At 49.3% G+C, this 20,828-nt stretch carries 20 protein-coding genes; 16 read left to right on the forward strand and 4 right to left on the reverse strand.

The features are described from left to right. Window positions 1–157 precede the first annotated feature (157 nt). From H6F72_RS04980 to H6F72_RS05030, 11 genes are all read left to right on the forward strand, one after another. Window positions 158–946 carry an HpsJ family protein gene (locus H6F72_RS04980; protein WP_190432411.1) on the forward strand — a complete coding sequence of 263 codons (789 nt, stop codon included), beginning with the start codon at window positions 158–160 and terminating at the stop codon, window positions 944–946. A 139-nt stretch (window positions 947–1,085) separates the two neighbouring features. Continuing rightward, entirely contained in the window at window positions 1,086–1,973 is an 888-nt protein-coding gene (locus tag H6F72_RS04985) for a glycosyltransferase family 2 protein (RefSeq protein WP_190432412.1), read from the forward strand. Window positions 1,974–2,361: 388 nt separating this feature from the next. Further along, entirely contained in the window at window positions 2,362–3,090 is a 729-nt protein-coding gene (locus H6F72_RS04990) for a DUF502 domain-containing protein (RefSeq protein WP_190432413.1), read from the forward strand. 60 nt (window positions 3,091–3,150) lie between these two features. After that, complete coding sequence (nusB, locus tag H6F72_RS04995; protein ID WP_190432414.1) at window positions 3,151–3,774, forward strand: transcription antitermination factor NusB; 624 nt, start codon at window positions 3,151–3,153, stop codon at window positions 3,772–3,774. A gap of 158 nt (window positions 3,775–3,932) precedes the next feature. Then, window positions 3,933–5,705, forward strand: a complete 1,773-nt coding sequence (gene ftsY / locus H6F72_RS05000; RefSeq protein ID WP_190432415.1) for a signal recognition particle-docking protein FtsY — start codon at window positions 3,933–3,935, stop codon at window positions 5,703–5,705. Window positions 5,706–6,094: 389 nt separating this feature from the next. Continuing rightward, complete coding sequence (locus H6F72_RS05005; protein WP_190432416.1) at window positions 6,095–7,519, forward strand: GAF domain-containing SpoIIE family protein phosphatase; 1,425 nt, start codon at window positions 6,095–6,097, stop codon at window positions 7,517–7,519. A 170-nt stretch (window positions 7,520–7,689) separates the two neighbouring features. Further along, window positions 7,690–7,938 carry a hypothetical protein gene (locus tag H6F72_RS05010; RefSeq protein WP_199295893.1) on the forward strand — a complete coding sequence of 83 codons (249 nt, stop codon included), beginning with the start codon at window positions 7,690–7,692 and terminating at the stop codon, window positions 7,936–7,938. Window positions 7,939–8,080: 142 nt separating this feature from the next. Further along, a complete protein-coding gene (argH, locus tag H6F72_RS05015) occupies window positions 8,081–9,496 on the forward strand; it encodes an argininosuccinate lyase (protein ID WP_370527446.1) in 1,416 nt (471 codons plus the stop codon). Window positions 9,497–9,536: 40 nt separating this feature from the next. Beyond that, a complete protein-coding gene (gene bcp / locus H6F72_RS05020; RefSeq protein WP_190432418.1) occupies window positions 9,537–9,998 on the forward strand; it encodes a thioredoxin-dependent thiol peroxidase in 462 nt (153 codons plus the stop codon). Window positions 9,999–10,077: 79 nt separating this feature from the next. After that, complete coding sequence (locus tag H6F72_RS05025; RefSeq protein ID WP_190432419.1) at window positions 10,078–10,533, forward strand: NUDIX domain-containing protein; 456 nt, start codon at window positions 10,078–10,080, stop codon at window positions 10,531–10,533. Window positions 10,534–10,731: 198 nt separating this feature from the next. Then, a complete protein-coding gene (locus tag H6F72_RS05030; RefSeq protein ID WP_190432422.1) occupies window positions 10,732–11,550 on the forward strand; it encodes an alpha/beta fold hydrolase in 819 nt (272 codons plus the stop codon). Here the strand turns inward: H6F72_RS05030 and H6F72_RS05035 are convergent. After that, the gene (locus H6F72_RS05035; RefSeq protein WP_190432424.1) at window positions 11,542–12,342 is read right to left on the reverse strand and encodes a pantothenate kinase; all 801 of its coding nucleotides are present in this window, start codon (window positions 12,340–12,342) and stop codon (window positions 11,542–11,544) included. The two genes, H6F72_RS05030 and H6F72_RS05035, sit on opposite strands and share 9 nt — an antisense overlap. Window positions 12,343–12,473: 131 nt before the next feature. On the opposite strand from H6F72_RS05035, the gene H6F72_RS05040 reads away from it, so the two are divergent. From H6F72_RS05040 to H6F72_RS05055, 4 genes are all read left to right on the forward strand, one after another. Beyond that, a complete protein-coding gene (locus H6F72_RS05040) occupies window positions 12,474–14,201 on the forward strand; it encodes a diflavin flavoprotein (RefSeq protein ID WP_190432426.1) in 1,728 nt (575 codons plus the stop codon). Window positions 14,202–14,396: 195 nt separating this feature from the next. After that, entirely contained in the window at window positions 14,397–14,720 is a 324-nt protein-coding gene (locus tag H6F72_RS05045) for a hypothetical protein (RefSeq protein ID WP_190432428.1), read from the forward strand. Window positions 14,721–14,728: 8 nt separating this feature from the next. After that, window positions 14,729–15,406: a hypothetical protein gene (locus tag H6F72_RS05050; RefSeq protein WP_206755418.1), complete on the forward strand. Its 678-nt coding sequence runs from the start codon at window positions 14,729–14,731 to the stop codon at window positions 15,404–15,406. Further along, window positions 15,393–17,108, forward strand: a complete 1,716-nt coding sequence (locus H6F72_RS05055) for a diflavin flavoprotein (protein WP_190432431.1) — start codon at window positions 15,393–15,395, stop codon at window positions 17,106–17,108. Before H6F72_RS05050 ends, H6F72_RS05055 begins: the two co-directional genes overlap by 14 nt. 125 nt (window positions 17,109–17,233) lie before the next feature. Here H6F72_RS05055 and H6F72_RS05060 read toward each other — a convergent pair whose 3' ends face one another. The 3 genes from H6F72_RS05060 to H6F72_RS05070 all read right to left on the reverse strand — a co-directional run bounded on the left by H6F72_RS05060 (window position 17,234) and on the right by H6F72_RS05070 (window position 19,736). Then, on the reverse strand, window positions 17,234–17,974 hold the full coding sequence (locus tag H6F72_RS05060) for a hypothetical protein (RefSeq protein WP_190432433.1): 741 nt from the start codon (window positions 17,972–17,974) through the stop codon (window positions 17,234–17,236). A gap of 370 nt (window positions 17,975–18,344) precedes the next feature. Next, a complete protein-coding gene (locus H6F72_RS05065) occupies window positions 18,345–18,881 on the reverse strand; it encodes a phycobiliprotein lyase (RefSeq protein WP_190432434.1) in 537 nt (178 codons plus the stop codon). A 408-nt stretch (window positions 18,882–19,289) separates the two neighbouring features. Beyond that, window positions 19,290–19,736, reverse strand: coding sequence for an Hsp20/alpha crystallin family protein (locus H6F72_RS05070; RefSeq protein WP_190432436.1), 447 nt, complete (start codon window positions 19,734–19,736; stop codon window positions 19,290–19,292). A 466-nt stretch (window positions 19,737–20,202) separates the two neighbouring features. On the opposite strand from H6F72_RS05070, the gene H6F72_RS05075 reads away from it, so the two are divergent. After that, window positions 20,203–20,817 (forward strand): TetR/AcrR family transcriptional regulator, encoded by a 615-nt coding sequence (locus tag H6F72_RS05075; protein ID WP_190432438.1) that lies wholly within the window; start codon window positions 20,203–20,205, stop codon window positions 20,815–20,817. The last annotated feature ends 11 nt before the right edge of the window (window positions 20,818–20,828 follow it).

The raw sequence follows: 20,828 nt of genomic DNA on the forward strand, positions 1-20,828 counted from the left end.
GACCCGCTAACCTTGACTTGTCTAGACTGAAAGAATTTACTAGCGGTTGTACTTGACACATTGTCCTGTTTGCTCGCAAGTGAACAGGGATAACAAACGAGTATGCTGAATCTAGCTCAGCTTGAAGCAGACAATCACTAAACCACTCTGAAGCCCAATGAAAGCAACTGATAGCCGTCAACTCTCTGCGATCGCCTCCCAAACGCTCAAATACGTGGGAATCATTTTGATTCTGGCTGCTCTGATTGACTATGCCGTGTTGCTGGTACCCTCCGATGTACCCGCCAAACTCAGCAGCTTAGAAGGACTGAAATGGCAAATCGCCCTATTTAGCCAATTTGTCGATCGCGGAGTTGTGCCACTGCTGGGTTTTGTCCTCCTATTTACTGGAGTTTGGGTTGATAGTGTTTCGGGTGCACCTCCAGAGCGACAAAAAGCTTGGCAAAACATCAGCTTTGCTTCTCTCTTGCTAGCCAGCCTGCTGGGTTTTGTCTTCTTAGTGTTGTCTCCTTTGCATTTCAGCAACACCTACCGAGCGAACCAGCAAACTCGGACGCAGATTTCTCAAGAAGCGGGACAAGCAGAGGGACAGCTCAATCAACAACTGCAACAAATTAACAGTTTGGTCAAAAGCGACTCACAACTGAATCAAGCGATCGAGAGTGGACAGATTAAAGGGGAACAGTTAGCCCAAGTTCAAGCTCTCAAGAGCCAGATTCAGCAACAACTCCAATCTGATCCACAAGCACTCGATAAAAAAGCGAAAGATGCCCAAACTCAAATCCGCACTCGCCGCCTCGATTTAGAAAAACGTGCCAATGCTGAGTTTCTCAAGTCTGGATTGCGGGTAGGACTCAGCAGTTTGCTCCTAGCAATTGGGTACATTACGGTTGGTTGGACTGGATTGCGGCAATTGGGAGCAGGGTCTCGGAAAGCGGGTCGCTAGTTATAGCTTCAAGAGTATCTCTGGCTGCACGAGCCTATGAGCACTGACATGCCTGCTGATATGCCTAAGGCTGGGGGGTGCATCTCTACCAACGCAATGCTTCTGCTGCACTAACCCCCCTCACCCAAAAAACTGAGCTATGTTCTCGATTTACATCCTCACCTACAACGAAGAAACTGAGATTGCGGCTTGTATTGAGTCAGCTTTGCTCTCAGATGATGTGGTTGTGGTTGATTCCTTGAGCAGCGATCGCACAGTAGAGGTGGCCCAGCGCTATCCTGTCCGAGTTGTGCAGCATCAGTTCGAAAGCCACGGACAGCAACGAACTTGGATGCTCCAATCAGTTCCGGTCAAGCATGAGTGGGTTTACATCCTAGAAGCAGATGAGCGGATGACGCCAGAGCTGTTTCAAGAATGCCTGACAGCGATGCAAAGCCAGGACTACATCGGCTACTACGTGGCTGAGCGAGTGATGTTCCTAGGGCAGTGGATTCGGCGCAGCACACAGTACCCCCGTTATCAAATGCGGCTCTTTCGCCGCGATCAGGTTTGGTTCGATGACTACGGCCACACCGAGCGCGAAGTGTGTAATGGCCCCACCGGATTTCTGAAAGAAACCTATCCCCACTACACCTGTGGGAAAGGCTTGAGTCGATGGATTGATAAGCACAACCGCTACTCCAGCGACGAAGCCCAAGAAACCCTAAAGCAGCTAGAAACGGGCACCGTCAAGTGGCAGGATCTATTTTTTGGTGCGTCTGAAGTAGAACGACGGCGAGCCCTGAAAGATCTATCTTTACGCTTGCCCTTCAGGCCGCTGATTCGCTTTTTCTACATGTATTTCTTGCTGGGCGGCCTTCTGGATGGCCGAGCGGGGTTTGCTTGGTGTACCTTGCAAGCTTTTTATGAATACCTAATTCTGCTCAAAGCTTGGGAAATCAAGCACTTGCCGCCGCCCGTGGTCTCAGAAAACTCGGTTTTGGCGATCGCTGAACCTACTGAGATAGATTCTGTGACGGTCAATTGACAACTGTATTCTTGATTCCATAAATATCAAATCCATAAAAGCAGTATTCTCGGATACATAGCAGGCCGCAAACAGGTAATAATTGCTCTAAGATATGCCTTTGGTTATCGGATGCAGTCCTGCTGCTCCGGTAATTTTTGGAATAAACATTAAAATTGAAATAAATCTTTACAGGGTTTGCAAATAAGAGAAGACGCTGAGTTGTCACCATTCCTTTGAGGCAGCTAATCAGGGATTCCATATAGACAGGGCACAATGGACGTAATCCTTCCTGAGAAACCAAGCTCAATAGACGGTTTCAGTCTAAACTCCTTGCCGCTCGGTCTCATTCACAACTTTAGTGATAGCAGCCAAATTTTCCAGCCGATTGAAGGAGAGTGGGTTGTCTGTGTTCCAACGCCTAAAGCAGGACTTAAAAAATGATCTGATTGCGGGGCTGCTCGTTGTCATTCCCTTAGCCACGACCATCTGGTTGACGATTACTGTTGCTAATTGGGTGATTAACTTTTTGACGCGCGTCCCGAAGCAACTCAACCCTTTTGACGGCTTTCACCCCATCCTAGTCAACTTCCTCAATTTTGCTGTGGGCCTAACGGTGCCATTGCTCTTGATTTTGGTAATTGGCTTAATGGCTCGAAATATCGCAGGACGGTGGCTGCTAGATTTTGGAGAGCGGTTGTTGCAGGCGATTCCGTTAGCGGGGGCAGTTTACAAAACGCTGAAGCAACTGCTAGAAACGTTGCTGAAAGATTCTAACAATCGCTTCCGTCGAGTCGTGTTGGTGGAGTATCCCCGTCGAGGAGTCTGGGCGATCGCCTTTGTCACCGGAGTGATCAGTGGCGACATTCAGGCGCACTTGCCTGGCTCGATGCTAGGGGTGTTTATTCCCACCACTCCCAATCCGACGACGGGTTGGTATGCCGTAGTACCAGAAAACGAAGTAGTCAACCTGTCGATGTCGGTAGAAGATGCCTTTAAGGTGATTGTGTCGGGTGGCATTGTCAGTCCTACATCCCAAGCGACATTGGCCTTGAAACCCACCAGCGATCGCCAACTAGAAACGCCTCTGCCCGAACCCCAATGGCAAGCCTTAACGCTGCCGCTCGAAGAGGAGTGAAGCAAGCGTTAAAGCGCTAAGATAGTCAAGCTGCTTCTGAACCTGGACAATTAACTCTCCATGCAAGCTCGCCGAATCGCTCGTGAACTTTCCCTGCTCAGCATTAGCCAGTTGCCTGCTAACCAAAGCCGACTGGACGACCAGCAACTCCAAAACATCATGCTGGCCGCTGTTCGTACGCTAACTACTGAAGTTCAGGAAACCCTAGAAACCGCAGCAGCAGAAGTGAAGCGGGGCAGCGATCGCTTGTTGAGTAGCGAAACGCGAGCGAGCGATGTCCAGAGTGCCAGAGCCATGGTCCAAGAAGCGCTGGATTTAGCTCAAACTGCAATTAATCGCGTCGGAATGGCAGTTGAGTTGCCAGAACTGATTCAGTTGACGAATCAGAAAGAAGTTCGAGCTTATGCTTTGCAAGTGATTAGCACTTTAAATGCCAATACGGCAGCAGTTGATGAATTGCTAACCCAGTCTTTAGTTGATTGGCAACTCAATCGCTTAGCTCGGATCGATCGCGATATTCTTCGCATCGCTGTCACAGAAATCATGTATTTGGGCGTGCCAGACAAAGTTGCGATTAACGAAGCTGTAGAATTAGCAAAACGCTACAGTGGGAGCGAAGGACACCGCTTTATCAATGGTGTGCTGCGGCGCGTGACAGAGCAAATCAAAACCAAATCTGTCTAAACTCCAAAGCAAAAACTTGGTCAGATTGAGTTGCTGCGAACTCAACTGAGCGTTCAGATTAGTTTTAAGCACAAACATTTTTCTTTACAGTTAGATGTATTGAGTAGATCTATCGAGATCTCGATATTTCCTTAGGTAGCAGTTTTAGGTAAATTGCAATGGTTTTCAATTGGTTCCGTCGGCAGTTTGACGATCGCTCGGAAAATTCTCAGGTTGACCAGACAGAAACAATATCAGAGCCATCTGAAGCGGAGCAGTCTAAGCCAGAGCAAAGTGAGCCAGAAGCAGCCGCAACTGCCACCGAAGAAGTGGCGGAAGATTATCTAAACTGGGCCAAAGCAGCTTACCAAAATATTCAAAAGCGACAGCAGGTTGAGCCAGAAGCAGCACCCGAGGAACTCGCTACCGAAGAACCAGCCACTGAGGAACCTGCGGCAGCTGAAGAACTTGTAGCAGAAGCACCCGAGGAACTCGCTACTGAAGAGCCTGTAGCTGAAGAGCCAAAGGTGCCAGAAGTCGCAGAGACCGTAGAGGAAGCCACTGCTGAAGATCCTATAGTTGAACCCGCGATCGCTCCAACTACTGCCGAAGTGACCGCCGAAGTCAGCGAATTTACACCAACTGAACAACCTGAAGCTCCTGAGGAAGCGATCGCGGAGCCAGCCGCAGCTCTGGCATCGGAAGAAGCAGAAGCCCCTGCGATCGCCCCAGAAACCATCCCTGTAGAACCTCTAGCAGTAGAAACATTAGAAGTAACTACAAAAGCATCAGAATCTACCGAAGCAGCACCGTTGCCCTTCTGGGCACAAGCGGAAGCAGATCGGCAAGCGAGATTGGAGCGTCTCAAAGCCACTGCCATCGAGGAATCCGAACCAGAAGTTGCTCACCCAACTGCCACGGTTCAAGAGGCACTGCCTGAAATTGCCTTTGACGAAGGATTCCTGTGGTCTGCTGAGGTGTTAGCTGCTCAAGGTCGTCGCCCAGACCAAATTTCGATTGAAGAAATCACTTGGCTGAAGCGATTACGCCAAGGGCTAGACAAGACTCGCCGCAGCTTGGTCAACCAACTCAAGGCGATCGTCGGACAAGGGCCGCTTAACCAAGACGCGGTCGAAGAAATTGAGGCGTTGCTACTGCAAGCCGATGTAGGCGTAGCAGCCACAGACCGCATTATTGACTCCCTCCAGAAGAAACTGCGGGAAGAGGCGTTACCTCCAGATCAGGCGATCGCTTACCTGAAGTCGATCCTCCGCGACATGCTGGATCGACCTTTGGGTCAGTCCTATAACCCTACCTTTGCACCCGAAAAAGATGCCTTAAACATTTGGTTAATTACAGGCGTGAATGGCGCTGGTAAAACGACCACCATTGGCAAGCTAGCCCACTTAGCTCAGAAGTCGGAGTACAACTGCTTAATTGCCGCTGCCGACACTTTCCGGGCTGCCGCTGTCGAACAAGTCAAGGTCTGGGGACAGCGTAGCGGTGTCGAAGTCATTTCCAACCCTGGACAAAATACAGACCCAGCAGCGGTCGTTTTCGATGCCATCGGTTCGGCTCAATCTAGAGGGACCGAGCTGTTATTAGTGGATACGGCTGGACGCTTGCAAAACAAGAAAAACTTGATGGATGAATTGAGCAAGGTTCGGCGCATTATTGACAAGAAAGCAGGCGATGCCAAGATTGAATCCTTGTTGGTCTTGGATGCTACGTTGGGCCAAAATGGGCTACGCCAAGCCGAAGTATTTCTAGAAGCTGCACAACTGAGTGGGGTTGTTCTGACCAAGTTGGATGGCACCGCTAAAGGTGGAATCGCTCTGGCAGTGGTGCAGCAGTTAGGCTTACCCATTCGCTTTATTGGGGCTGGTGAGGGGATTGAAGATCTCAGACCGTTCTCTAGCTATGAGTTTGTGGAAGCGCTTCTAGCAGGTTGATTCACTCGCAAGTCACCTCAAAGAGATTGGCGCTGCTCAGGAACAATTCTGCTAGTATCAACAGATTCGTTAGAATTTATGCCAACTCTGCGCCAACTTTAATCCTGTTGGCGGAACTTACTGGTATTGAGTTGATTCTTGTACCAAGCCCTTAACCTTGGTTAAACATCACACTATTTTGTAGCGAACCAGATTTGGAGTGAACTAGATGCTTTACAAATTCTCATCAGTTTGCTGACTTTAAACCAGTAAAACTAGAGCGCAAATTCTGTAAATAGTGATAAGCTGTCTCTCCAGTAATTTGTTCAAATTGCAGGTAGAGAATTTATCTTCTTTCACCTGTTGACGTTCAACTTTTCGGTTCTCAATGACAACTTAACATTGCGCTAATGACTGCTGTGCCTGTTCCTCGACAGCCCTCCCAACCCTCTGACCGCACCAGTGGCGGCACCTCCCCCGATATGACGCCAGTTTTCGCTCTGAAGGAACTGGTGGCGCGGTTGCATCGGGAACAGCACAAAATTCAGGACTTGTTAAGCTCGCTCAGCTTTGCCCTGCGGAGCTTCAATAACTTAAACCAGTTTCTAGAGCTGATTCCGCTGATGGCGAGTCGGGTGACCGATGCGGATGGTGGAGCTTTAGTACTGTTCAAACCCAATGGACAGATGCGGCTAGAGCGGCTGCATTGTCAGGACAGCCGCCAGTGCCACGATATTCGTAAAGCACTAGAAACCGCGACCCGTCAGTTAGCCGCTGCCGCTGCCACCCCTGGAGGCGCGATCGCCCCTGCTAAAATGACTGCCGCTCTCGATCATCAGGTCAGTCATTACTTAGGGCCAGATGTGCATTTGTTTGGCACCGCGATTCTGGTCAAAAATGCTGAGCGGGGTAGACTTTACGTGTTTAGCCGAGCTGTGGATTATGCCTGGACAGAAACGCGGCAAAAATTGGTACGCTTGGTGGCTGACCAAACCGCTGTGGCGATCGAAAATGACGAACTCACGGTAGAGCTACGCAAAAAAGAAAGGCTCGATCGCGAACTAGAAATTGGGGCAGAAATTCAATTACAGCTCTTGCCGCGCCAGTGTCCCAAAATTCGAGGCGCAGAACTGGCCGCTCGTTGTCAAACGGCGAATCGAGTTGGGGGTGATTATTACGATTTCATTCCCATTCCTCATGCTCGTTTGCGCTCGTCCAAAACAAGCAGCAATGAAGCGGGGCGTTGGAGCGTCTCCATCGGCGATGTCATGGGGAAGGGTGTGCCCGCTGGTCTGATCATGACCATGTTACGGGGCATGCTGCGGGCCGAAGTATTGAACAGGCACTCCCCCGCTCGGATTCTGCAACACCTGAACCAGGTGATGTATGCAGATTTGGAAAATTCCAATCGGTTTGTAACTCTGTTTTACTCGGAGTACGATCCGCAGACGCAGATGCTGTCCTACAGTAATGCCGCGCACAACCCACCGTTGCTTTGGCAAGCTTCAACGGACTCGATTAAACGTTTAGACACTCTGGGCATGCTGATCGGCTTAGATGCGGATACCCATTATCAAGATGGTCAAATCCAGCTACAGCCGGGGGATACGCTGATTTACTACACAGATGGTTTTACCGACGCAGCTAACCGTAGTGGCGATCGCTTCGAGGAAGACAATCTAACTCGCGCCTTCCACTGGGCTTGTCGTCATTGCGAAAGCCCCCAAGAGATTCTGGAGCATTTGTTTGCCCAAGTGCAGCAGTTTATTGGAGCAGGCAATCGCAACGGTGATGACATGACTTTGATTGTCATGCAAATCAACTCGCCAGATTAATCTCGATTTTTACTTTACAAGTGCCAAAAATCTGCGACTCTATTGTTACGTGCTAATTGCAGTAGTAAAGCTGCTGGGATGCACCAAAAGACTGCGATCGCTTGCTACGAATTAGCCTTTTAGTCTTAAACCTTTTAGTAGTCCCAACATTTGATGAGGAGATGGTAGCAATGGTCATCCACGTAATGCAGGACATGACAACTTGGTTGAATCACGCCACACATTGGGGCGACTGGCTCCAGCAAGGCTTAGCTTGGCATGTCCCTCATGACTGGACAATATTGGCCAAGCAATATAACCAAGACATTTTGGCAGACATCCAGAAAGGATTTAACAACTTTGTAAAAACAGGCCAAGTGTGGGCCTTATTAATCGGAGTCATTTTGGGCTACATGATTCGCAGTATGACTTCCTATTAAACTCACCTCTAAGTCGTGATTTAGGTAAATTTTCGCCTCCTAGATTGGCCTTCGATGCTGGTAGCTCGGACTGCATTTTAGGAGGCATCGCTCATGTCAAGATGAGTTTTCGACGCTGTTGATTGAATTCAGGAAAACAACCTTGGATACGGAACTGCCGCCCCAACCTGCTGCTAGCTCCCAAACTTGGAGTCAGCGATTTGAAACTGCGCTACACCCAGCGATCGCTCAATTCAATGCCAGCATTGGCTTTGATATCGAGTTAGTGGAGTATGACCTAACTGGGTCGCAGGCTCACGCTCAAATGCTGGCTCACACAGGCATAATTACCCCAGATGAAGGGGATCAACTTGTAAAAGGGCTGGATCAAATTCGGCAAGAGTATCGCCAAGGTTTCTTTAGCCCCGGTGTTGATGCCGAAGATGTACATTTTGCAGTTGAACGTCGCCTGACGCAAATTTTGGGGGATTTGGGCAAGAAGCTACACACCGCGCGATCGCGAAACGACCAGGTTGGCACTGATACTCGGCTTTACTTGCGGGACCAAATGCAGGAGATTCGCGCTCAAGTGCGGGAGTTCCAGACGGCTTTGTTTCACCTAGCCGAGCAGCATGTAGAAACTTTGATTCCTGGTTACACCCATTTGCAGCGGGCTCAACCGATTAGTTTGGCGCATCACCTGATGGCGTACTTCGAAATGGCGCAGCGCGATTGGGAGCGGCTCGGAGAAGTATATCGCCGGGTGAATGTGTCGCCTTTGGGGTGTGGGGCATTAGCAGGAACCACCTTCCCGATCGATCGCCACTACACCGCTGAACTACTCAACTTCGATGGCGTTTATGCGAATAGTTTGGATGGCGTCAGCGATCGCGACTTTGCAATCGAATTTCTCTCGACTGCCAGCTTGATCATGATGCACCTCAGCCGCTTGTCGGAAGAAGTGATTCTTTGGGCTTCGCAAGAGTTTAGCTTCGTCACCCTCAAAGATAGCTGTGCTACAGGCTCCAGCATTATGCCCCAGAAAAAGAACCCCGACGTACCAGAACTAGTGCGGGGCAAAACGGGGCGAGTATTTGGACATTTACAAGCCATGCTAGTACTGATGAAAGGCTTACCTTTGGCCTACAACAAAGACTTGCAAGAAGATAAAGAAGCTTTGTTTGATGCGGTCAAGACTGTCCGAGGCTGTCTAGAAGCCATGACCATTTTGCTGCAAGAAGGGATAGAATTCCGCACTTCTCGCTTAGCCGAAGCAGTGGCAGAAGATTTCTCTAATGCCACGGATGTCGCTGATTATCTGGCGACCAAAGGCGTGCCTTTCCGAGAAGCTTACAACTTAGTCGGCAAAGTGGTACGGACTTGCTTAGCCGCCAACAAGCTGCTCAAGGACTTGAGTTTGGACGAGTGGCAAACTCTGCATCCTGCCTTTGAAGCAGACATTTATCAGGCGATCGCACCTCGTCAAGTCGTCGCAGCCCGTAACAGCTACGGCGGCACTGGGTTTGAACAAGTGAGGCAAGCGATCGAAAATGCCCGACAACGGCTGCGTCAAGATTAATGCCCTCCCCTCATCCAGTTTCACCTCGTAAATAGTGTCTATGTCTCTCCAGGTTGGTGATCTTGCACCAGACTTCAGTTTGCTGGATACGCACGGCAATTTAGTCCGCTTGTCAGACTTGAGAGGCCAGCGAGTTGTGTTGTACTTTTACCCGCGAGACAACACGCCTGGCTGCACCAAGGAAGCTTGCGGCTTTCGGGATGCCTACTTGGATTACGAGTCTCAAGGCGTAGTGATTTTGGGCATTAGTACCGATCATGCTAAGGCCCACGCCAAATTTACGACGAAATATCAGTTGCCCTTTCCTTTACTGTGCGATGAAGATGCCACAGTAGCCCAAGCGTACGGCAGCTATGGGTTGAAAAAGTTTATGGGCAAGGAATTTATGGGCGTACATCGTCACACGTTTGTGATCGGCTCAGATGGTACGATTGAGAAAATTTACCGCAAGGTGAAACCAGAATCTCATGCCACAGAAATTCTGGCTCACTTGCTTGGGTGAAGACTGCAAGAATGGGTGCGTGGTTTAATTGCATCGGCTTTCGGCTTCCATTGTTCTGCTCGTATGACAGCCCTGCTTTATGCGTCGGTTCTGGCATCTGATTCAAACCGTACTGGGATTGATCTTCCGACACCCCATTATTGGTACGAGTATCATTCCGCTCCTGCCTGACGGTCGAATTGTCCTGATTCGACGGCAGGACAATGGGAAATGGGGATTACCTGGTGGCATGGTGGACTGGGGAGAAGATATCCCTACTACAGTTGGGCGGGAGTTGGTGGAAGAAACAGGTCTGGAACTAGTCAAAATTCGACGGTTAGTGGGAGTTTATTCTGCACCCGATCGCGATCCCAGAATCCACTCAGTCTGCGTAGTTGTGGAAGCTGAAGTGCAAGGAACAATGCAGGCACAAGACACTCTAGAAGTGATGGAAGTACAGGCTTTTGCCACCGACGCTCTGCCCTTGGGTAACCTATCCCACGATCACGATCGCCAACTTCAAGATTATTTGAATGGGTTAACAACACTGGCCTAATGCAAGGATGAGGGATGAGGGAGGAAGGAGGAAGGATGAAATTGTTTGCAACGCCTTTGTTATTCCTCTCAATTGCCATGAAGAATGAAATTGAATTGACTTACGACACTGCCGTAATCTAAGGATGAACGTTAGGCCCATTCATCCCTCATCCTTCCTGTTTCATCCTTCTTCCCTCATCCTTCCTCCTTGATTAAGATGTCTCTACCGCTGCGTAATTCTCGATTGAAGCTGTCTCAAGGGCAAATTTTCTGGCGTGAAATTGGTCAGGGAGCAGCGCTGGTATTTCTGCATGGCTCTTGGAGTGATAGCAGTCAATGGGTGCCAGTAATTGAGCAGTTGGGAAGGGAGTACCACTGTTTTGTGCCTGACTTATTGGGATTTGGTGATTCGGAGCGACCAAAAGTCCATTATTCGATTGAATTGCAAGTAGAGATGCTGGCAGAGTATCTAGAAAGTTTGCGCTTGCGGCAAGTGTATCTAGTCGGCCATTCTCTAGGTGCGTGGGTGGCGGCGAGTTATGCCCTGAAGTATCTAGAGCAGGTACGTGGCTTGGTGCTGTTGGCTCCGGAAGGGATTCAGGTGCAAAAGCTGGGGCGGCGTTGGTGGTGGGCTAGGTGGTTAATCTCTCAACCCCCCCTGCCGTTTTGGTTGCTGCGATCGCTGCATCCCATTGCGCCTCTATTAGGTCTGCAAAAACGGGTTGAACGTGCTCTCGAATGGCGAAAACAACTGCTGCAATCTCCTGTTGCCTGTCGCTTGCTATTTCAGCGCCGACGAGGTGAGCTCCAAGCAGAGCAGTTACAGGGGAGACTTGATTGGCTCAAGGTTCCGGTCATAGTATTGCAAAGTGAACAAGATACGTTTGCAGCCAAACTACTCAGCCAAACTTATACGGAGCTAACACCTACTGCGAACTGGCGAATTGTGCCGCAAGGTGGTGCAGAACTACCACTCACAGCCTCAGCAGCCGTCGCTCAGGAAATCCGAGATTTCATCTCATCTTCTTCAAGCTGAAGCTGACTCAGCTCGACAAGCTCTCATACCCCAGAAGATCAAGTTGGGGTCAATGGTGACTTGGGCCGCTAATTCAGAATGCTGGCTTTGCAAATACTGGTGTAGTAGGGCGCGATCGCCCCCTGTTATCACCACAGCACAATGCGGAAACTCTTGCCACCAAGCTTGGACAAAATCCACCACTCCCGCCAAAACCGTGTAGATAATCCCGCTAGCGATCGCGTCTTCCGTATCATTGGCCCAGCGCTTTGGTAACGTTTCGGGTAAGGCGATCGCAGGGAGAGCAGCGGTTTTCTGAGCCAGCGATTGCACTTGTAAACTCAGTCCTGGCAGAATCGCCCCCCCAACGAGTTGTCGCTCAGCATTACCGCCTGTGAATGTCAGTGCTGTGCCCGCATCAATTACTAAGGCAGGCCAACCATATACTTCTCCTGCTCCCCATAACGCTAAGGCGCGATCGATTCCTAAGGTGGGGTAGCTGTGCTGTAGGGGAATTTGGGCAAGCATGAGGGTTTGTAGCTGGCGATAGGTTTGCCAAATAGCTGTTTGCTCTGAAACCACAGACGCTAAGACAATTGGCAATTCGTCAGAATTTTCTCCTTGCGATCGCCTGACTACCTTTTCCCTACTAAGTGAAGCTTTTTCTAAAATCTTCCCCAGATTTGGGGAGCTAGGGGGGCCAGAGTTAGTTAAATGCTCACTATCCCAAGCTGATTGCAATTGGTCGCCGACAAACCAAGCCCAATGCAGCCGGGAATTGCCAATCATTAAAGCGAGCCAGCTTTTATCCACAAGCGATTAAGTATAAATACATATAGAATTGCTTAACTTACCTATCAGGTCTTTCAACCCAGCTTTTTAAATCCACATGTGACAATAGGAAAAGGCGATCGCCTCAGCCAGGTTTGACGAGGAGATTTTACATGGTAGTGCTGACTGACCGGGCTCAACGTAGACTGACGATACAAACGAGCGAAATTGCTGCGGAAACCACCACGATTCGCTCATTAGATTGGGACCGCGATCGCTTTGACATCGAGTTTGGTCTAAAGAATGGCACGACCTACAACTCCTTTGTCATTAAAGGCGAAAAGATTGCGCTGGTCGATACGTCTCACGAGAAGTTTCGCCAACTCTACTTAGAGACGCTGACTCAGGTCGTAGACCCAGCCAAAATTGATTATTTGGTGATTAGCCATACCGAGCCAGACCACAGCGGCTTAGTACGGGATGTCTTGGCCTTGGCTCCCCAAGCGACGGTGGTGGGTTCTAAGGTGGCGATTCAGTTTCTTGAAGATTTGGTACATCAACCGTTTAAGCGGCAGATTGTCAAAAATGGCGATCGCCTAGATTTGGGCAATGGTCACGAATTGGAGTTTGTGATCGCGCCCAATCTGCACTGGCCTGACACCATCTTCAGTTACGACACCAAGACGCAGATTCTCTTTACCTGCGATGCGTTCGGGATGCACTTCTGCGACGATCGCACTTTTGACGAAGACTTGAGCGAAATTGAAGCGGACTTTCGCTTCTACTACGAATGTCTGATGGCTCCCAATGCTCGTTCGGTGCTGTCTGCCCTGAAGCGTATGGGTGAACTACCAGAAGTGAAGCAGATTGCCACTGGACACGGGCCGCTGCTGTACTACAACGTGGCGGAGTGGGTCGATCGCTACCGCAACTGGAGCCAAGCCAAAGCCAAGTCAGAAAAAACCGTGGCGGTGTTCTACGTATCTGACTACGGCTACAGCGATCGCCTCTCGCAAGCTTTAGCAAGAGGCATCACCAAAACAGGTGTCGCCGTCGAGATGATGGATCTGAAATCGGCAGACCCGCAGGAAGTTCAAGAACTGGTGGGTCGGTCGGCAGGGTTAGCGATCGCCACTCCCCCTGTATCGGGGCCAGCTGCAGCCACTGCACAAGCCGCTCTTGGTACAGTCTTAGCCGCTGCGAAAGACAAGCAAGCCGTGGGGATTTTTGAATCCTACGGCGGCGAAGATGAACCTGTTGATCCCCTCTTGACACGGTTCAGAGAGTCGGGCTTGACCGTAGCCTTCCCAGCGGTGCGGATCAAAGACACGCCCAACGAATCCGTCTATCAGCTCTGTGAAGAAGCAGGGACTGACTTAGGCCAGTGGCTGACTCGCGATCGCGCTATCCAACAGATGAAGTCGCTCAACAGCGACCTTGACAAAGCTTTAGGGCGGATCAGTGGCGGTCTGTACATCATCACCGCGAAAAAAGGTAATGTCGGTGGGGCGATGTTAGCCTCCTGGGTAGCCCAGGCCAGCTTTACTCCGCTGGGCTTCACGATCGCAGTTGCGAAAGATCGGGCGATCGAATCTCTGATGCAAGTAGGCGATCGCTTTGTCCTCAATGTACTAGAAGAAGGCAATCATTTGGGCTTGATGAAACACTTCCTGAAGCGATTCCCACCAGGGGCCGATCGTTTTGCTGGCGTGAAAACACAACCCGCTCAGAACGGTTCACCCATTCTCACTGAAGCGCTGGCTTATCTAGAGTGCGAAGTGAGCAGCCGTATGGAGTGCAACGACCACTGGATCGTTTACAGCACGGTACAGGAGGGACGAGTTTCTAATCCTGATGCCCTCACAGCTGTGCACCATCGCAAAGTGGGCAATCACTACTAAAGACCTAACCCCCAGCCCCTTCCCTGCCAGGGAAGGGGAGAACGATAGAACGACTTAAAGCCCCTTGCCTATAGGAGAGGGGTTGGGGGAAGGTCAACCCGAATGACCCGAAAGGAGGTTTCGCCAGGTTGACAAAGACATTAAAGTGAGGCAAAGAGAGTGATGCTACGATAAGAGCACTCGGATAGGTGGACTATGAACGTCGATGAAACGCGGGTTTTGAGCGCGCTAGAACGGAGACCGCTCACCGTAGAAAACTTAGCTCATGCCTTGGGTTGCCCGATCAGCGAAATGCACGAAGTTGTGCAGCAGCTCTGGCAGAAAGGCTACATTGACACCAGCCGAGCGACCGCTGAAAACCATCACGGTCATGGTCAGTGGCTCATGAGTCAGTTGCTGCCTTGGGGACACCCGCAAGCTCCAGTGGCAATTCACTCTAACTCTAAAACCTACTTCATCCTGACCTCGAAAGGACATTTACATTTACACCCTATCTTGTCTCTGAATCAGGAAGCGTGAGTGAATTGATGGATTGGTTGCCCTGGCTCTCAGTGTTAGCAATTCCAGGGGTGATCAATATTGCAGTGGCACTTAAACAGCTAGCAGATGACTGCAAATTCCTCCCTTTTTTTGAGCCTTTCAAAACTGGGGGAGTTTGGGTGTGGGCAGCCGCCCAGTTTTTGGTTCCTTGTTTCCTGTTTTGGATGACCACTTCGATGTCAACTCGACCCACAATCGACTGGGCCTTGGTGAGCCAAGCGCTAGGTTTTGGTGTGGGATTTGTCACATTGATGAATGCTCGGACTGACACGGGCTTTTTTACGTTAGACATCAAGATTATCTACGCCCGGTTGATTCGCGTCGCCTACGCCTTGATTGCTTCCAAAGAAACAGGTCGCACCGCCGCCTTTTGGACCGATGTGGAACGGATCTTAAATCTTTGCCCCGATCTCACCGATGGAGTTGATTTCTTAGAAAATTACTTTAGAAACGATGTGTCACTGACCGCGGAGCAAAAGACAAATCGCCAAGAAAAGTTAGATGCAGTTTTGAAGAAAAATTCCCGCGCGGCGCAAGCCGAAGCTATTCTGGCGCTGATGGATGTTAGACGCGCAGATTTGCCAAACATGCTGCTGCGCTTTGGCTGTAGTCCCAATTTTCTCAAGCAACATTTTCCCAAAGCGAGAATCTATGGTGGAAACTAAACCCAGAGACGTACAAATCTTACCGATCGCCCTGGATACAACCGCTTTGCGATCGCGCAGTTGGACTCGTCTCCGCTTTGAGATTGAGTACGCCCGACAGCGAGGCACCACAGCCAACTCCTTCCTGGTTCGTGGGGATCAAACTGCTCTGATTGATCCGCCGGGTGAATCGTTTGCAGAAACCTATCTCACCGAATTAAAGAAGCGGCTGAATCTGAAGCAACTGGATTATGTAATTCTGGGGCACGTCAACCCTAACCGAGCGATCACGTTGCAAGCCTTGCTCGACATTGCGCCCCAAATTACCTTTGTTTGTTCCAATCCAGGGGCGATCGCTCTCCGCAAGGCGCTGGGTGAACAAGACCTCAATATTCTGGTGGTGCGGGGAGAAGAAACCTTAGATCTGGGTCAGGGGCACCATCTTCAATTTATCCCCACGCCTAGCCCCCGCTGGCCCGACAGCCTCTGCACCTACGACCCCAAAACCCAAATTCTCTACACCGATAAATTCTTTGGAGCGCATATCTGTGGCGACCAGGTGTTTGATGAAGGCTGGACTGTCTTTAGTGACGATCGCCGCTACTACTACGACTGTTTGATGGCTCCTCACGCTCGTCAAGTCGAGACGGCGCTGGATAAGCTAGCTGATCTAACAGTGAAGTTCTACGCGCCGGGACATGGGCCTTTGGTACGCTATGGCCTCACAGAACTAACCCATAACTACCAGCAGTGGAGCCAACAGCAGAAGTCGCAAGAACTTTCAGTGGCACTGCTGTACGCCTCAGCTTATGGCAACACTGCAACTCTGGCTCAGGCGATCGCGCGAGGCATTACCAAAGCAGGTGTTGGCGTAGAATCCATCAACTGCGAAATTGCTGAACCGGGTGAAATCCAAGCAGCGGTGGAGAAGTGCGCCGGATTCATCATGGGTTCGCCCACCTTGGGTGGTCATGCTCCTACCCCGATTCAAACCGCACTAGGAATTGTGCTCTCTACGGCAGCTAAGAACAAACTCGCCGGAGTGTTTGGTTCTTTTGGTTGGAGTGGGGAGGCGATCGACCTGATCGAAGGCAAGTTTAAGGATGCTGGATTTACCTTGGGTTTTGAGACGATTCGGGTCAAGTTCAAACCCACGGAAGTCACGATCAAAATGTGTGAGGAGGCGGGCACTGACTTTGCCCAAGCGCTGAAGAAAGCCAAGAAGGTCCGAGAGCCGAGACAACCTGCGACCTCATTGGAGCAAGCGGTAGGCCGAATTGTCGGTTCGCTTTGCATCGTTACCTCTAAGCAAGAAGAGGTGGCGAGTGCGATGTTGGCTTCCTGGGTATCTCAAGCCACCTTTAGCCCGCCAGGTTTGACTGTGGCTGTGGCAAAAGAGCGGGCAATCGAATCCTTGATGTATCCTGGTAGCCGCTTTGTACTCAACGTTCTGGCGGAAGGGAACCATATTGGTTTAATGAAGCAATTTCTGAAGCCGTTTGGTCCTGCGGAAGACCGCTTCCAAGGTGTGGAGACAGAACTCACCAGTGATGGTGCTCCTATCCTCAAAGATGCACTGGCTTATATAGAATGCCGTATCGAAAACCGGATGGAATGTGGCGATCATTGGTTGCTGTATGCGATCGCGGATAGCGGTAAAGTCCTGCAACAGTCTAATGCCCTCACCGCCGTCCACCACCGCAAAACTGGCACCCATTATTAAACGCGCTTGCTGGTGAACCGTAAGGTGCGTGATTCACGCACCTTATTTTGTTTGAAAGAAAGTATTGAATTTGAGCGATCGCTAAACAGATTCTAAAATGTTGGTAATTAGCGATCGCTCTCATGCTAAATACTGTGTGGTTCTTGTGGAGAAGTATCTATTACAGGCTCCAAAGGCGTGTTTCTAATATTAATTTCTATCGCTTGAATATAACGTCTTAAATAGACTAACAGCGCATAGATAAAGACGAGTACACCTGACATTTCTAAAGCCTCTTCAATCGTTGTTAGTAGTGCATAGGTAAAGTTATCTTGCCCGTGAAAAGTGGTGTATTGGCCAGCAATCATTTCCATGCCTAATGCACCGCTCAAATAGAGAAATGCTGCTAAGAAAAAAGAGCGTCGTGTTTTAGTAGGAAGTTGGGTCAAAAACTTCAAAAATCTTAGCCCTAAAAAAGCGACGAGCAGTCCATAGGGAATCACCCAGGCAAAATAAAGAATCCCTCGTGTGCCTAGACTCGTACGCAGGGGGAGAATCAAAAGTTCATGTAGCCTCGCCGCTTCATCTATCGATAGAAATAAGAAAACCGCAGATAGAGCCCTCCAATCTTTAGAATTAGGGGTTGTTTCTTTAGGCTGGGCTTGAGCAATAATTGCTAACAAAACTGAGCAGGCTAGGAGAGAAATTGAGGCATACCAAGTAGGAATATTTCCCTCTTTATCAACATTAAATAGTCGGACAATTCCAAATAAATTGCCATGCCCTAAAACGTGAGTAGAGAAGCTACCCGCTAAACTTGCTAAAAGCAACACCCCAATCACACCAGTGAGAAGGAGTGCAACTCGTTTGGGAGAAATAATGAACATGAGTAATTAATAATGTGATCTACAACTTGCAGAAGGCGAGCGCAGGCAAATTTCCCGACTCAGCCACCAGTGAGGTCAGAAAATTGCTAAACAACTGCCCTAGAGTCCATGAGTAAATTCAACAGTCAATCAGCTGAGGCACCTTGACGTTGGATTGAGCCTGCCGTACAGCTCCAAAGGGAATTAGCCAGCTCGACAGTAATTAAGTTCTGATTAAACCAAGTTTAACTGCAAGTTAAGAGTCTGTTTCTATACAAAAAGAGGTACCTCTATACAAAAAGAGGTACCCCTACTTCTATCTCTAGATACAAAGCGGCAGAAGAGTTGATTAACTGTTCTATGCCGTGGTTTTTACGCTCAGCGGCAAATTCTACATCCGTTTTTCTAAATATTGACCAATCATCTGCTGCTCACCCGCGCGCGAGATGATGGTTTGGCGAGTGCGATAGTTGTCACCCACCAGCTTCAGTTCTTCCTCAAACATCGAACCGTCGTATTCAGTCTTGAGGCAAAGGGTTTGAGGAGTTGAGAAGTGGTATTCCGCTTTCACAGGTTTGACTGTAGCGAAACCGCGATCGCGATACAGAATATTGCCAGCGGCCCCAAACAGCGTTGAACCTTTAGATTTCTTGCGGCCTGAGACGGACTCTCGGCTCTCCCAAGTAACGTGGGCTCCGCAACTAAGGCTGACTGCATCACTCAATTCATGCAAGGCTGCCAAGCGTGCCAGTTTATCACAACCTGCTTCTAAGAAGCGAATGGTGATAAAGCTCACCATTTCTTGCGTCTCTCCTTCGGGAAGCGTGTAGTAGCGCCGTTCCGATCGCCACTGACCCTCCGATTTGCGGAAAAACTCAGCGATCAAAGCTTCCTCTGTCGTTTTTGCAAACTGTAGAAGTGGTGCCACCGGAATCAGTCCCCTTACGAAGTACGGTAAAATTTATTTACTGTTCTTAATATTACTTATCGTAGCCATTCTAGGTGAACAAGTTTGTCACTGATGCTCCTATGGTGAAAGATACTTCGGTTCTTGTCATCCGCTGGCAGCAAGAGTTTACCTAGATTACAAGCTCTACATCCAGTGAGAGAGCGATCGCAAAACCTGCTCTTGATAGACTGCTTGATGGAGCAATAGGCCCGGTTACTCTATCTCCACAACAAGAAAGCCCACTGTGACGGGCTTGACAAATTAAATTTTTGGGTCTCGAGATTGAGGCGAATTTATCGAGTTGTCAGGGCGATCGCATTGAGCCTGAGTGAAGTCATGCCGTAGCCTATGGAGGATTTGATGACCTCTCGCCCTGACATACTAGGTTTAGCCTAGGTTGATTTTAACGACTTTGTTTTTCTCTCCATCAACTTTGGGCAAGGTTAAAGTCAGAACACCATTCTTGAATTCTGCTTCTACTTGCTCGTTCTTAACCCGGTTGGGGAGGGGGATGACACGCTGGAATTGACCATAACGAAATTCCGAGCGAATCATGCCTTTTTCTTCCGTTTTAGTTTCAGATTTCCGCTCACCTTGGATAGAAACAGCCTCAGCAGAAACTTGTACGTCTAGGTCTTGGGCTTCTAGCCCAGGTACTTCAACTTTGAGTTGAATTGCGTCACCTGTTTCATAGATTTCTGCGGCTGGGATAAAAGGAGTTCTAGTATTAGTTAAATCTCCTTCATCTCCATTAGCTAGGCGATCGAAGAGCCGATTCATTTCTCGTTGTAGGCTATTAACTTCGCGGAAGGGTTCCCAACGTACGAGTGTCATATGTTTTACCTCCAATACTTGATGCAGGGGAGTGAGACTGCAACTAGCTCATTGATTCAACCTTGTTAAGCTCTGCTCTGTAGAGGTTCTAGCTAGTTCATCTAACTCTCTCTAAGTATCAAAATAGCGAGTTAAAAAGTTTGAGTTGTTCGGTTCTTTCTCAAGAAGCGATCGCAATTACCGTACTGTAAAAGGCAGATTCTTTCAACTTTGTTGGTAGTCAATCGAAAGGTATTGTGGCGAATGAAAAAATGCGTAAAAAAGCGAGTGTTTGGGTGACTCGCGCTCGCTGGTTTTTAGGAATTTCTTACTGACATTTAGTAGTAATCCTGAGTTAATGTTCAAACGATAAATCACGAAGTTGCAACTTATGTAAGGTTATGTGAAAGTTTTACGGATTGATTGCTCACTTGATAGAAAATAACGATACTTGCTTTAACAGCATGATCCCCATTTTTTAAGCTTTATGCGAATTGGCAATCGACCGCCTCAATCGGAAGCAGAAACGCGAACTCGGATTCTGCAAGCTGCCCAACGATTATTCTCGCGCCAAGGTTACGACGGTACGACCACGCGAGATTTAGCTCAAGCAGCGGGTGTGGCAGAGGGGACGCTGTTTCGGCATTTTTCTAACAAGAAGGCAATTTTGATTGAAGTTGCCACGCAGGGATGGATAGAGATTCTCACCGATTTGCTGACCGAGCTGAGTGAAATGGGTAGCTATAAGGCCGTGGCTCAGGTGATGCGACGACGGATGCTGAACCTGCACCAGAATATGGACATGCTGCGGGTTTGCTTTATGGAAGCGCAGTTCCACCCCGATTTGCGCGATCGCATCCAACTAGAAGTGGTCGATAAGATGACGGATGTGGCCGAAGCCTTCTTCCAGACCGCAATGGATCGCGGTGTTTATCGCCCCATGAATCCCAGAATAGTAGCTCGTATCTTCTTGGGCATGTTTACGATCGCGGGTTTTAGTCAAGATACTGTGATGGGTGAGAAGGCTTCACCCAAAGCTATGCAGGAAATGGCCGAAGGTTTAGCCGATATTTTCCTCAACGGGGTTTTGGTTAAAGAGTAGAGCTGCTACGG

Origin of the sequence: Trichocoleus sp. FACHB-46, assembly GCF_014695385.1 — a bacterium.
Taxonomy (GTDB): Bacteria; Cyanobacteriota; Cyanobacteriia; order FACHB-46; family FACHB-46; genus Trichocoleus.